Below are 13455 nucleotides of genomic sequence, written 5' to 3' on the forward strand. Positions count from 1 at the left end.
TCACATCAGCCGCAGGCCCTTGAGGGAGGCATGGCCGTCCTTGCCCACGATGATGTGGTCGTGCACCTCGATGCCCAGGGGCTTGGCCACATCGATGATCTTGCGGGTCATGTCGATGTCGGCGCGGGAGGGGGTGGGGTCGCCGGACGGGTGGTTGTGGCACAGGATGATGGCGGTGGCGGACAATTCGAGTGCCCGCTTCACCACCTCGCGGGGATAGACCGGCGCGTGGTCCACCGTGCCGGTCTGCAGCACCTCGTCGGCGATCAACTGGTTGCGCTTGTCCAGGAACAGGACGCGCACCTGCTCACGGTCCGCAAAGGCCATGGCGGCGCGGCAATAGTCGATCACCGCCGTCCAGGAGGACAGGACCGGCCGGCGCTTCACCTGGCCGCGCGCCAGGCGATGGGCGGCGGCCTCGATGATCTTGAATTCGGTGACGATGGCGGGCGTCACGCCCGGCGTCTCGGCCAGGCGCGCCGCCGGGGCGGCCACCACTTCGGCGAAGGAGCCGAACCGCTCCACCAGCGCCTTGGCCAGCGGCTTCACGTCCCGGCGCGGCACGGCGCGGAACAGAACCAGTTCCAGCAGCTCGTAATCGGCCAGCGCCGCCGCCCCCGCCTCGCGGAAGCGGGCGCGCAGGCGATCCCGATGGCCATGGAAATGCGGCGCCGACGCAAGGCCGGCCTCCGCAAGTCCCTCCTCGGGATCTTCGGACATGCCGCTCAGCCCACGGAATAGGGCGGCTTGTGGTAGCCCTTGGGACTCAAGGTGAAGATCTCCACCCCGGTCTCGGTCACGCCCACCGCATGCTCGAACTGGGCCGAGAGCGAGCGGTCGCGGGTGACGGCGGTCCAGCCGTCCGAGAGCACCTTCACATGGGGGCGGCCCAGATTGATCATGGGCTCCACGGTGAAGATCATACCGGGCTTCAGCTCCGGCCCCTCGCCCCGGCGGCCCACATGCACGATGTTGGGCTCGTCGTGGAAGATGCGGCCGACGCCGTGGCCGCAGAAATCGCGCACCACGCTCATATGCTGGGGCTCGACAAACTCCTGGATGGCGGCGCCGATATCGCCCACATGGGCGCCCGGCTTGATGGCCTGGATGCCGATCATCATGGATTCGTAGGTGACATCCAGCAGCCGCTCGGCCCGGCGGGGGATCTGGCCCACCGCATACATGCGGCTGGAATCGCCGTACCAGCCGTCGAGCACCAGCGTCACGTCCACATTGACGATGTCGCCCTCGCGCAGTGGGCGGGCATTGGGCATGCCGTGGCAGACCACGTGGTTGATGGAGGTGCAGACCGAATAGCGGTAGCCGCGATACATCAGCGTCGCCGGATAGGCGCCGTGGTCCATGGCGAAGTCGAAGACCAGCTTGTCGATGGCCTCGGTGGACACGCCCGGGCGCACCATCTCGGCCACTTCGTCCAGCACCTTGGCGGTCAACTGCCCGGCGCGGCGCATGCCCTCGAACCCTTCCGGTCCGTAGAGCTTGATATGTCCGGTCTTCCTCAGCGGCGCCTGGTCCGCTTCCACATAGCTCATGAAACTCGTCCTGCCGGCGGGGCGGCGCATCACCACCCGGCTTTTCTCTTCCAGATTTAGGCCAAGCCACGCGCAAAGCAAGTCATAGCATGCCGTTGCCAGCCTTGCGCGAGGCGCGCGGCGGCCGTTTCGCGGTCCCGCTTCAGCCCAGCATGGGCACGCTGCCGGCCACCTCGATGCCCTCCCGGTCCAGCGCGCAGACAAGGCCGATGGCCTCCACGCCCGCCGTCCGGGCCAGATCAAAGGCCGCCCCATAGGCGGGATCAAGATCCCGTGCGAGGGCGATGGAACGGGCCGAGCCGATCTGGCTGAGATAGACCATCACCGCCCGGGCGCCCTCCCCGGCCATGGCGGCGAGTTCCGCCAGGTGCTTGGCGCCGCGGGCGGTCACGCAATCGGGAAACTCCGCCGCGCCGGGGGTGCGCATGAGGTGCACATTCTTCACCTCCACGAAGCAGGGCGGGCGGGCGTCATCCTCCAAAAGAATGTCGATCCGGCTGTTGCGGCCATATTTGACCTCGCGTCGCAGCCGGGCATAGCCGGCGAGCTCCGGCACCTTCCCCGCGCCGATCGCCTCCGCCACCAGGCGGTTGGGATGCATGGTGTTGACGCCCACCAGTTCCGGCCCCGCGCCGAAATCCGCCTGCACCAATTCCCAGCCAAAGGCGAGCTTGCGGCCCGGCCCGGAGGCGGGCGCCAGCCACACCCGGGAGCCCGGCGTCGCCAGCCCCGTCATGGCGCCGGAATTGGCCACATGGGCGGTGGTCAATGTGCCATCGGCCAGTTCCACGTCGGCGAGGAAACGCTTGTAGCGGCGCACCAGGATGGCCGGCACCAAAGGAAGAGGAAAGCGCATCAGGCGCGGGTGTCGCTGCGGCCCAGAAGGCAGATGAGCGTCTGGGTGGCGGTGGCGCAATGGGTGCGCGCGCCCTCCTTCTCCGCAAACACATCCACCTTCACGATGGTGAGCGTGCGGCCGGAGCGCACCACTTCTCCCACAGCCACCAGGCGCTCGCCCCGACCGGGGGCCATGATGTTGATCTTATATTCCACCGTCAGCACGGTGGAATCGGCCGGAAAGAGCGTGAAGGCCGCATAGCCGCCCGCCGTGTCGGCCAACGCGCCCACGGCGCCGCCATGGAAGAAGCCGTGCTGCTGCGTCACACCCTCCGCGTAGGGCAGCACCACGCTAACACGGCCCGGCGCCACCTCCTCCATGCGCGCGCCCATGCTGGCCATGAAAGGCTGGCGGGCGAAGCTCTCGCGGACGCGAGCCTCGAAATCAGGATCGGGGGGCGTAAAGGCGGGGGTCGCGGCGATGGTCATGCGTCTCTTCCGTTGCGGCGCGCCACCATAGCGCGGTCGCCGGACGAGGCCACCCCGACCTCTGGCGCACGGCGCGAGATGCCGCGCGCCGTGCGGATCGCCTCACTGCACGAACACGTTCTTCAGCGTGCCGATGCCTTCGATGCTCACCTCGATGTCGTTTGACGGCTCCTTCATGGTGCCAACCCCCAGCGAGGTGCCGCAGGCGATGAGGTCGCCGGGCAACAGCGTCATGTCGCGGGAGATCATCGCCACCAGCCGGGCGGGCGGGAAGATCATGTCGGAAAGCGGATAATTCTGCCGCTCCGCCCCGTTCAGCACCGTGCGCACGGAGGTGGCGGTGGGATCAAGGTCCGTCTCGATCCAGGGGCCGAACGGCCCATAGGCGTCAAACCCCTTGGCCCGCGCCCATTGGGGGAAGGTGGGGTCCTTCTGGAGGATGTCGGCAGCTGTGATGTCGTTGACGATGGTGTAGCCGAAGATGTGGGCGGCGGCCTCGTCCTCGGTGATGTTGGAGGCGGTGCGGCCGATGACGATGCCCAGCTCCCCTTCATAGACCGTCTTGCCCCCATAGGCCGGCGGGCGATGCACGGTGGCGCCGGGGGCGGCCACCGTGGAGGGGGCTTTGAGCAGATAGAGCGGCTCGGCCGGCTCGGCCACGTTCAGCTTGGCCGCCAGCGCATGGAAATTGTTCCACAGGGCGATGATCTTGGAGGGCTGGCACGGCGCCTCCAGGGACACATCGGCCAAGGCGAGGGTCTCGCCGGTCGCCACCGGCCCGGCGAACAGGTCGCCCTCGTATACCGTGATGGTCTCGCCTTCGAGCCGGCCGAACCCCGCCGCGCTGACCGTCGCGTCCTTGGCCGAAAAACGCACCCACCTTGCCATGTGATCCTCCCTGGCGCCGCGCGCCGGGAAGGGGCGTTCAGCGGCGCGTCGATGAATTGATGCTGGCGAGGAGCTCCCTGTGGCGCCGCTCCTCATTGTCGTTATTGACCACCACCACCGCCCAGATGGCGGCCGGCAGCCAGCCGATCAGGGTGACCTGCAGCACCAGGCATAAAATGCCCTGGAGCACGCGCCCCCGGAGCATCAGCGCCAGAAAGGGCAGCAGGACCGCCACTGCGTAAATCATCAAAGTCTCCCTCCGCGCCCACAGGCGGGCGCCCCTTTCAGATGGGGCGTGCCCGGGTCGGAGGGAAGAGGCGGGGCCGATCAGCCCTTCAGCACCTCGACGAGCGTCTTGCCGAGACGCGCCGGGGAGGGAGAGACGCGGATGCCCGCTTCTTCCATCGCCGCGATCTTGTCGATCGTGCCGATGTTGCAGTGCGGCTTCGAGCGGTTGAATTTCTCTTTGGCCATGGGACTCTCCGTTGGGTCTCTCTGGCGAGAATGAGCGTTACGGGTGGAATGAGGATCAGGCGTATTTCGCCTGAACCTCCTGAGCGACGTTCGAGGGAACCTGCTCGTAATGGTCGAACTGCATCGTGAAGGTGGCGCGGCCCTGGCTGAAGGACCGCAGCGTATTCACGTAGCCGAACATGTTGGCCAGCGGCACCATCGCATTGATGACGTTCGCATTGCCGCGCATGTCCTGGCCCTGGATCTGGCCGCGCCGAGAATTCAGATCGCCGATGACCGAGCCCGTGTAATCCTCGGGGGTCACCACTTCGACCTTCATGATCGGCTCGAGCAGGATGGCCCCGCCCTTCTGCAGCGCTTCGCGGAAAGCGGCGCGGGAGGCGATTTCGAAGGCCAGAGCCGACGAGTCCACCTCGTGATAGGCGCCGTCGATGAGCGTCACCTTCACGTCCACCACCGGGAAGCCGGCGAGCACACCCGCGCCGAGCACGCTCTCGAGGCCCTTCTGGACACCCGGGATGTACTCCTTCGGCACTGCGCCACCGACGATGGCGCTCTCAAAGGCAAAGCCCTTGCCGACCTCGTTCGGCTCCACGATGAACTTCACCCGGGCGAACTGACCGGTACCACCGGTCTGCTTCTTGTGGGTGTAGTCCACCTCGGTGCGCTTGGTCAGGGTCTCGCGGTAGGCCACCTGCGGGGCGCCCACATTGGCCTCGACCTTATAAGTGCGCTTCAGGATGTCGACCTTGATGTCGAGGTGCAGTTCGCCCATCCCCTTGAGGATGGTCTGGCCGCTCTCGTGATCGGTCGACACACGGAAGGAGGGATCCTCCGCCGCCAGCTTGGAGAGGGCGATGCCGAGCTTTTCCTGGTCCGCCTTGGACTTGGGCTCGATCGCGATCTCGATGACCGGCTCGGGGAATTCCATCTTCTCGAGGATCACAGGCTTGGCGGTGTCGCACAGCGTGTCGCCGGTGCGCACTTCCTTGAGGCCGGCCAGGGCGACGATGTCGCCGGCATAGGCTTCCTTGATGTCCTCGCGGTTGTTGGCATGCATGAGCAGCATCCGGCCCACGCGCTCACGCTTGTCGCGGGTCGAGTTGAGCAGGCCCATGCCAGCTTCCATCACACCCGAATAGATGCGGCAGAAGGTGATGGTGCCGACGAAGGGGTCGTCCATGATCTTGAACGCGAGCACGGAAAGGGGCTCGCTGTCCGAAGGATTGCGGACGGTCTCTTCTTCGGTCTTGAAGTCGATGCCCTTGATCGCGCCGCGATCGATGGGGCTCGGCAGATAGTCCACCACCGCGTCAAGAAGCGGCTGCACGCCCTTGTTCTTAAAGGCAGAACCGCAGAAGACGGGGTTGAACTTGCGGCCGATGACGGCCTTGCGGATGAGCGACTTGAGGGTCGCCTCGTCCGGCTCGACGCCATCGAGATAGTTGGCAAGGGCATCGTCGTCGAGCTCAACGGCGGCCTCGATCAGCTTGCCGCGATACTCGGCAGCCTTCTCGGCGAGATCCGCGGGGATCTCTTCGTCGTGGAACTTCGCACCCAGGGCTTCGTCTTCCCACACGACCGCCTTCATGCGGACGAGGTCGATGATACCCTTGAAGTTGTTCTCAGAGCCGATCGGCAGCTGGCAGCACACGGGGTTGCCGGCCACGCGGTCGATGATCATCTCGACGCAGCGGTAGAAGTCGGCGCCGATCTTGTCCATCTTGTTGACGAACACGATGCGCGGCACGTTGTACTTGTCCGCCTGGCGCCACACGGTCTCGGTCTGCGGCTCGACGCCCTGGTTGCCGTCCAGCACGCACACCGCGCCGTCGAGCACACGCAGGGAACGCTCCACCTCAATGGTGAAGTCCACGTGCCCGGGCGTGTCGATGATGTTCAGACGCTTGCCGTCCCAGAACGCGGTCGTCGCAGCAGAGGTGATCGTGATGCCACGCTCCTGCTCCTGCGTCATCCAGTCCATGGTGGCGGCACCGTCGTGCACTTCACCGATCTTATGGCTCTTGCCGGTGTAGTAGAGGATCCGCTCGGTCGTGGTGGTCTTGCCGGCATCAATGTGGGCCATGATGCCGAAGTTGCGGTAGTCCTCAATCGCGTGGCTGCGCGGCATAGCTCAGTCCTCGGTTCCGATCACCAGCGATAATGCGAGAAGGCACGGTTGGCTTCCGCCATACGGTGCGTGTCCTCGCGCTTCTTCACCGCGTTGCCGCGATTGTTGGCCGCGTCGAGAAGCTCGGCGGAGAGACGCTCCACCATGGTCTTCTCATTGCGGGCGCGGGCCGAGGCGATGAGCCAGCGGATCGCGAGGGTCTGGCGACGCTCGGTGCGCACCTCGACCGGAACCTGATAGGTGGCGCCGCCGACGCGGCGGGACCGGACTTCAACCGCCGGAGCAACATTCTCCAGGGCCTGGATGAAGACCTCGACCGGATCGTGCTTGGCCTTGGCCTCGACGGTCTCGAGGGCACCGTACACGATGGACTCGGCCACCGACTTCTTGCCGTCACGCATGACGGAATTCATGAAGCGGCTCAGCACGAGGTTGCCATACTTGGCATCCGGGATGACTTCGCGGCGCTCAGCCTTATGACGACGAGACATGCTCGCTTCTCCTCAGATCACTTCGGCCGCTTGGCGCCGTACTTCGAACGGCGCTGCTTGCGGTTCTTCACGCCCTGGGTGTCCAGCACGCCGCGGAGAATGTGGTAACGCACACCGGGAAGGTCCTTCACGCGGCCGCCGCGGATCATGACCACGGAGTGCTCCTGAAGGTTGTGACCCTCGCCGGGGATGTAACCGATCACTTCGTAGCTGTTGGTCAGCCGCACCTTGGCAACCTTACGAAGCGCCGAGTTCGGCTTCTTCGGGGTCGTGGTGTAGACGCGGGTGCACACACCACGCTTCTGGGGGCTCGACTGAAGAGCAGGAGCCTTGTCCCGCGCCTTCTGCGCTTCCCGCGGCTTCCGGATCAGCTGGTTGATCGTAGGCATACGCCTTCGCCTCGTCCTGATCTGCGGCTTGCGCCGCAATTTTGAGTTCTGCGACCCCTTTGGGGGGATCGCCACGATGGGGCGGCCTTGGCCGCCGTGAAACAGTTTTGCACCGGCAGTCGCCCGCCGATGGCACCACGCAGAATGGGCGTCGCAAACCGCTTGCGCAGCTTGCACGCCAATTCGCGACAGAGGATCGCGGAACTCTCGACTCCGAGGAGCCTGGCGCCGCGATCGTGCACCCAAATCTCGTAGTGCTGTTCCTGGCAGCGTTTCTGCGTTTCTGGCCGGGCATTCCGGAGAACCGGAACAGCTCCTTGAGGGCCAGACGCCGATCGCCTGCCGCGAAAGTGGGCTGCTTCTAACCGCAGAGTCGCATCCCGTCAAGGGCGGGCACAGGCAGAAGCAAGGTATTTTGGGCTTTCCTGCCCGCTTCGCCTCAGTCCGGCGGGGCGTCGGCACCCGCCTCGGCGCGGTGGCCAAGGGCGCGCACCGCACGTGACGTAATAAAGCGCAAATTGATGACAGGATCTTAAAAGGAATGCCAAGAAAGCGGGCCCGGGCGCACGTCCCGGGCCCCTTTGCGTCAGCCGGTGATGGCCTTGACGCCGTCACGCTCGTCGGTGAGCTCCTGCAGCGTCTTGTCCATCATGGTGCGGGAGAAGTCGTCGACGGGCAGATCCTTCACCACCTCATAGGCGCCATTGGCGCACACGCAGGGCATGCCGTAGACGATTCCCTCGGGAATCCCGTAGGAGCCGTCCGAAGCCACGCCCATGGAGACCCAGCCGCCATTGGTGCCGTGAATCCAGTCGTGCATGTGGTCGATGGCCGCGTTGGCCGCGGAGGCGGCGGACGACAGGCCACGGGCCTCGATGATGGCGGCGCCGCGCTTGCCGACCTTGGGAATCAGCACGTCGCGATACCAGGCCTCGTCATTGACGAGCTCCGGCAGTGGCTTGCCGTTGGCGGTGGCGAAGCGGTAGTCGGCATACATGGTGGGGGAGTGATTGCCCCACACGACCATCTTCTCGATGTCGGCGGAGGACACGCCCACCTTGGCCGCGAACTGCGAGAGCGCGCGGTTATGGTCGAGCCGCAGCATGGCGGTGATGTTCTTGGCCGGCAGGTCCGGCGCGCACTTGGCGGTGATGTAGGCATTGGTGTTGGCCGGATTGCCCACCACCAGCACCTTCACGTCGCGCTTGGCCACTTCGTTCAGCGCCGCGCCCTGGACCTTGAAGATCTCGGCATTGGCGAGGAGGAGGTCGGCGCGCTCCATGCCCTTCGAGCGGGGACGGGCGCCCACCAGGAAGGCGGCATCGATGTCGCGGAAGGCGACCTTGGGGTCGTCGGTGATGACGACGCCGGCGAGGTTCGGGAACGCGCAGTCCTCGAGCTCCATCACCACGCCACCGACCGCCGCCTGAGCCTGGGGCAGATCGAGCAGTTGCAGGATGACCGGCTGGTCCTTGCCGTAGAGGTCGCCATTGGCGATGCGGAACAGCAGCGAATAACAGATCTGACCGGCGGCGCCCGTGACAGCGACGCGAACGGCGGGTTTGGTCATGAGAAATGCCCTTATGCCATGGGGGCCCCACCCGCGGGGGCGGGTCCCGCGGCGCGCAATCTAGAGTGACGGGCGAAAGAAGGGAAGCGCGCGAATCCCCTCGCACGGCTTCGCTTGCGCTGATTTTTTATGCGCCCCGGCCGAAGGCGGACCCCTTGAACGCGAACGCCCGGCGCGGGGTGGCGCCGGGCGTCGTTCAGGCTTCGACCAAGGGATGAGGCCCCGGATGAGGGCCGGGCATCAGCCGGGGGAGATCATCTTCTCCGGACGCACCACGGCATCGAACTCCTCATTGGTCACATAGCCGCCGCCCACGGCCTCCTCGCGGAGCGTGGTGCCGTTCTTGTGCGCGGTCTTGGCGATCTTGGCGGCGTTGTCATAGCCGATCTTGGGCGCCAGCGCGGTGACCAGCATCAAGGAGCGCTCAAGCGCCGCCTTGATGTTGTCCTCGCGCGGCTCGATGCCCACCACGCAATGCTCGGTGAAGCTGAGGGCGGCGTCCGACATCAGCCGCACCGACTGAAGGAAGTTGTAGGCCATCACCGGGTTGAACACGTTCAGCTCGAAATGACCCTGGCTGCCGGCGAAGGTCAGCGCGGCATTGTTGCCGAAGATCTGGATGCACACCTGGGTGAGGGCCTCGCACTGGGTCGGGTTCACCTTGCCCGGCATGATGGATGATCCGGGCTCGTTCTCCGGCAGGGAGAGCTCGCCGAGGCCCGAGCGCGGGCCCGAGCCGAGGAAGCGGATGTCGTTGGCGATCTTGAACAGGGAGGCCGCCACCGTGTTGATGGCGCCATGCGAGAACACCATGGCATCGTGGGCGGCCAGCGCCTCGAACTTGTTCGGCGCGGTGGTGAAGGGCAGGCCGGTGATGGCGGCGATGTGCTCGGCCACCTTCTCGGCGAAGCCCACCGGCGCGTTGAGGCCGGTGCCCACCGCCGTGCCGCCCTGGGCGAGCTGCATCAGCGCCGGCAGGGTCGATTCGATGCGGGCGATGCCGTTCTCCACCTGCTGGGCATAGCCGGAAAATTCCTGGCCGAGGGTGAGCGGCGTGGCATCCTGCGTATGGGTGCGGCCGATCTTGATGATGGCCGACCAGGCCTTGGCCTTGTCCGCCAGCGCGCCGTGCAGGGTGCGCAGGGCGGGCAGCAGCCGGTGGACGATCTCCTCCGCGCACGCCACGTGCATGGCGGTCGGATAGGTGTCGTTGGACGACTGGCTCATATTGACGTGGTCATTGGGATGCACGGGCTTCTTGGAACCCTTCTCCCCGCCCATCATCTCGATGGCGCGATTCGAAATGACCTCATTGGCATTCATGTTGGACTGGGTGCCGGACCCGGTCTGCCAGACCACGAGGGGGAAATGGTCGTCCAGCTTGCCGTCGATGACTTCCTGGGCGGCGGCGACGATGGCGGCGCCCACCGTGGAGTCGAGGCGGCCGAGCGCCATGTTGGTCTCGGCGGCGGCGCGCTTGACGATGCCCAGCGCCCGGACCACCGGCAAGGGCTGGCGTTCCCAGCCGATCTTGAAATTGCCGAACGACCGCTGCGCCTGGGCGCCCCAGTAACGGTCCGCCGGGACCTCGATGGGGCCGAACGTGTCGGTCTCTGTGCGGGTGGCTGTCATCCTGCGTCGCCTTTCCACATATTGAAGCGGTCGCGCGCCTTCTATCACAGCCGAACCAGGGCTGTGAGCGCATCGAATCCGTAAAATAGTTCAGGAGCGGTAGTGGGTGGTGGAAGCAAGAGGTGCGATTTGCCATAGCTTCGCCCCGGATCAGGCATTTACTGCAACGATCAGCGCTGCGACGATGGATCAGGGTCCAGCGATTGCGGCACCCGTCATTTGGCCCAGGTTTTGGGGGAACCTGAGCTGCTCATAGAGGTCCGACGTGGGCGAGATCGTGAATCTCCGGCGCGTGAAGAAACAGCGGGCTCGGCAGGACGCCGAGGCCGCCGCCGCCGAGAACCGGGTGCGCTTCGGCCGCACCAAGGCCGAGCGCCTCGCCCAAGAGGCGCAGCGCAGGCTCATGGAAAAGACTCACGAAGGTCATGCGCTCACTGAGAGGGATGGAAAATGAAAAGCCCCGTGGTGAAGAGGTCCATCGTCATCGCCGGTCACAAGACCAGCGTGAGCCTTGAAGATGCGTTCTGGGACGCGCTCAAGGAGATTGCCGCCAGCCGGCGGCTGACGCTTTCCGATCTGGTCGCGACCATCGATTCCTCGCGGACGCAGGGCAATTTGTCCTCCGCCATCCGCCTGTTCGTGCTCGACCATTACCGGGAGAATGCCGCCTCCGCGCGCAGCCACGGACATTCCGAGCGCTCGGGGGCCGGCGCTCCCGTTGCGTAAGGCTGAAGCCGTTCCTATCTGATCGAAGCTAGGCAGGCACGCAGCCGCGTTGAAACGCGGCGCGTGCCTTTCTATAACCCGCTACCCCGAGCGCATTCGCGGGTCGGCGGCACAGGGTGACACGCGGAGCGGCAGCTGCGGCTGCGCCCCGAGGGAGACAACGGATGTCGTGGAAAAATCAGAGCGGTGGCCCGTGGGGGAGCGGGCCGAGAGGTCCCTGGGGCTCGGGGCCTTCCTCCTCTGGTCCAACGCCTCCGGACATCGAAGACCTGATCCGCCGCAGCCAGGACCGCCTGCGACACATGGTTCCAGGCTCCATGGGCAGCAAGGGCATCATCCTGATCATTGCCCTGCTGATCGGCGGCTGGCTGCTGTCCGGCTTCTATCGGGTCGAGCCCGATGAGCAGGGCGTGGTGCTGCGCTTCGGCCGCTTCGTGCAGATCACGCAGCCGGGCCTCAACTATCACCTGCCCTACCCGATCGAGACCGTGCTCACTCCCAAGGTGACGCGCGTGAACCGCCTCGACATCGGCATGCGCCTGACCGACGATCCCCGCCGCGGCTCCACCGTGGTGCGCGACGTGCCGGAAGAGAGCCTGATGCTGACCGGCGACGAGAATATCGTCGACGTGGACTTCGCGGTCTTCTGGGTGATCTCGAACGCCGAGAATTATCTCTTCAACGTCCAGAATCCCGAGGGCACCATCAAGGCGGTGGCGGAAAGCGCCATGCGCGAGGTCATCGGGCGCACGGACATCCAGCCCATCCTCACCGGCGCCCGCCAGGGCATCGAGACCGGCGTGCAGGATCTCATGCAGCGCACCCTCGACCAGTATGGCGTCGGCGTGCGCGTGACCCAAGTCCAGCTCCAGAAGGTGGATCCGCCGGCCCAGGTCATCGACGCCTTCCGCGACGTCCAGGCCGCCCGCGCCGATGCCGAGCGTGCCCAGAACGAAGCCCAGACCTATGCCAATCGCGTCGTGCCCGAGGCGCGCGGCGAGGCCTCCCGCATCGAGAACGCCGCCCAGGCCTATCGCGAGCGGACTGTGGTCGAGGCGCGCGGCCAGGCGGCCCGCTTCCTCAAGATCTATGATGAATATGTGAAGGCGAAGGACGTGACCCGCCAGCGCATGTATTTCGAGACCCTGGAGCGCGTGCTTGGCGGCATGGACAAGGTCATTGTCGACCAGAATGGTGGAAGCCAGACCGGCGTCGTGCCCTATCTGCCCCTGAACGAACTCGCCCGCCGGCCCGCGGCCCCCGCCGCAGGCGCCCAGCCGCAGGGAGCCGCCCGATGAAAAACCCCATTTTCGGCGGCGTCTTCGCCATCATCGCCGCCCTCGTCGTGGTCGGCGTCTATTCCTCGGCCTTCACGGTCAGCCAGACCCAGCAGGCCCTGGTGCTGCGGCTCGGCAATCCCCAGCCGCCCATCACCACGCCGGGCCTGCACTGGAAGGTGCCGTTCATCGATAACGTGGTCTATATCGACAACCGCATCCTGGACCTGGAAAACCCCTCCCAGGAGGTGATCGCCTCCGACCAGAAGCGCCTGGTGGTGGACGCCTTCGCGCGCTACCGCATCACCAACGCGCTGAAATTCTACCAGGCGGCGGGCACCGTGGAGGCGGCCAATTCGCGCCTCGCCACCGTGCTCAACTCCGCACTGCGGCGCGTGCTTGGCGAAAGCAACTTCATGACCGTCGTGCGCGACGATCGCGAAGGCCTGATGCATCGCATCAGCGAACAGGTGAACCGCGAGGCGGCCAATTTCGGCATCACCGTGGTGGATGTCCGCATCCGCCGCGCGGACCTGCCGGAAGCCAACAGCCAGGCGGTGTTCCAGCGCATGCAGACGGAGCGCCAGCGGGAAGCCGCCGAGATCCGCGCGCAGGGCAACGAGGCGGCCCAGCGCACCCGGGCCCGGGCCGACCGCGAGGCCACCATCGTGCTCGCCGAGGCCAATTCCAAGGGCGAGCAGGTGCGCGGTGAGGGCGATGCGGAACGCAACCGCATCTTCGCCGACGCCTATGGGCGGGACCCCGACTTCTTCGGCTTCTACCGCTCCATGCAGGCCTATGATGCCAGCCTGAAGGCGGGTGACACCCGAATGCTGGTGGCGCCGGAGAGCACCGCTTTCTTCCGCTACCTGACCGACCCGTTCGGCGGCACCCGGCTTCCCGTTCCGCCGCAGGCCGCGCCGGCCGCAACGCCTCTGAGCGCGGCCCCGCCGGCGCCGGCCTCGACGGCGCCGGCCCTGCCCGCGCCGGCCCGCTGA

15 protein-coding genes and 1 pseudogene are annotated in these 13455 nt (G+C 66.1%); 4 read left to right on the forward strand and 12 right to left on the reverse strand.

What is annotated here, in order from left to right:
* The 12 genes and pseudogenes from radC to fumC all read right to left on the reverse strand — a co-directional run bounded on the left by radC (nt 1) and on the right by fumC (nt 10454).
* Complete coding sequence (radC, locus tag J5J86_RS22885; protein ID WP_209102445.1) at nt 1-720, reverse strand: RadC family protein; 720 nt, start codon at nt 718-720, stop codon at nt 1-3.
* 5 nt (nt 721-725) lie between these two features.
* Nucleotides 726-1553: a type I methionyl aminopeptidase gene (gene map / locus J5J86_RS22890; RefSeq protein WP_209102447.1), complete on the reverse strand. Its 828-nt coding sequence runs from the start codon at nt 1551-1553 to the stop codon at nt 726-728.
* A 142-nt stretch (nt 1554-1695) separates the two neighbouring features.
* A complete protein-coding gene (sfsA, locus tag J5J86_RS22895; RefSeq protein ID WP_209102448.1) occupies nt 1696-2409 on the reverse strand; it encodes a DNA/RNA nuclease SfsA in 714 nt (237 codons plus the stop codon).
* The gene (locus J5J86_RS22900; protein ID WP_209102450.1) at nt 2409-2879 is read right to left on the reverse strand and encodes a PaaI family thioesterase; all 471 of its coding nucleotides are present in this window, start codon (nt 2877-2879) and stop codon (nt 2409-2411) included. The genes sfsA and J5J86_RS22900 overlap by 1 nt, the downstream gene beginning before the upstream one ends.
* Nucleotides 2880-2981: 102 nt before the next feature.
* Nucleotides 2982-3767 carry a fumarylacetoacetate hydrolase family protein gene (locus J5J86_RS22905; RefSeq protein ID WP_209102452.1) on the reverse strand — a complete coding sequence of 262 codons (786 nt, stop codon included), beginning with the start codon at nt 3765-3767 and terminating at the stop codon, nt 2982-2984.
* 37 nt (nt 3768-3804) lie between these two features.
* Nucleotides 3805-4014 carry a YqaE/Pmp3 family membrane protein gene (locus tag J5J86_RS22910; RefSeq protein ID WP_209102454.1) on the reverse strand — a complete coding sequence of 70 codons (210 nt, stop codon included), beginning with the start codon at nt 4012-4014 and terminating at the stop codon, nt 3805-3807.
* A gap of 80 nt (nt 4015-4094) precedes the next feature.
* Nucleotides 4095-4196, reverse strand: a pseudogene (locus J5J86_RS22915) (succinate--CoA ligase subunit alpha); the annotation flags it as partial.
* A gap of 100 nt (nt 4197-4296) precedes the next feature.
* Nucleotides 4297-6372 (reverse strand): elongation factor G, encoded by a 2076-nt coding sequence (gene fusA / locus J5J86_RS22920; protein WP_209102456.1) that lies wholly within the window; start codon nt 6370-6372, stop codon nt 4297-4299.
* Nucleotides 6373-6392: 20 nt separating this feature from the next.
* Nucleotides 6393-6863 carry a 30S ribosomal protein S7 gene (gene rpsG, locus J5J86_RS22925; protein WP_209102458.1) on the reverse strand — a complete coding sequence of 157 codons (471 nt, stop codon included), beginning with the start codon at nt 6861-6863 and terminating at the stop codon, nt 6393-6395.
* Nucleotides 6864-6880: 17 nt separating this feature from the next.
* A complete protein-coding gene (gene rpsL, locus J5J86_RS22930) occupies nt 6881-7252 on the reverse strand; it encodes a 30S ribosomal protein S12 (RefSeq protein ID WP_012171083.1) in 372 nt (123 codons plus the stop codon).
* A gap of 586 nt (nt 7253-7838) precedes the next feature.
* The gene (locus J5J86_RS22935) at nt 7839-8822 is read right to left on the reverse strand and encodes a malate dehydrogenase (protein ID WP_209102460.1); all 984 of its coding nucleotides are present in this window, start codon (nt 8820-8822) and stop codon (nt 7839-7841) included.
* 240 nt (nt 8823-9062) lie between these two features.
* Entirely contained in the window at nt 9063-10454 is a 1392-nt protein-coding gene (fumC, locus tag J5J86_RS22940; RefSeq protein ID WP_209102462.1) for a class II fumarate hydratase, read from the reverse strand.
* A 265-nt stretch (nt 10455-10719) separates the two neighbouring features.
* On the opposite strand from fumC, the gene J5J86_RS22945 reads away from it, so the two are divergent.
* The 4 genes from J5J86_RS22945 (at nt 10720) to hflC (ending at nt 13455) form a co-directional block, all read left to right on the forward strand.
* Nucleotides 10720-10908: a DUF4169 family protein gene (locus J5J86_RS22945; RefSeq protein WP_209102464.1), complete on the forward strand. Its 189-nt coding sequence runs from the start codon at nt 10720-10722 to the stop codon at nt 10906-10908.
* Nucleotides 10905-11180, forward strand: a complete 276-nt coding sequence (locus J5J86_RS22950) for a ribbon-helix-helix domain-containing protein (RefSeq protein ID WP_209102465.1) — start codon at nt 10905-10907, stop codon at nt 11178-11180. Before J5J86_RS22945 ends, J5J86_RS22950 begins: the two co-directional genes overlap by 4 nt.
* 164 nt (nt 11181-11344) lie before the next feature.
* Nucleotides 11345-12478, forward strand: coding sequence for an FtsH protease activity modulator HflK (hflK, locus tag J5J86_RS22955; RefSeq protein WP_209102467.1), 1134 nt, complete (start codon nt 11345-11347; stop codon nt 12476-12478).
* Entirely contained in the window at nt 12475-13455 is a 981-nt protein-coding gene (gene hflC, locus J5J86_RS22960; RefSeq protein WP_209102468.1) for a protease modulator HflC, read from the forward strand. Before hflK ends, hflC begins: the two co-directional genes overlap by 4 nt.

Origin of the sequence: Aquabacter sp. L1I39 (genome assembly GCF_017742835.1) — a bacterium.
Taxonomy (GTDB): domain Bacteria; phylum Pseudomonadota; class Alphaproteobacteria; order Rhizobiales; family Xanthobacteraceae; genus L1I39.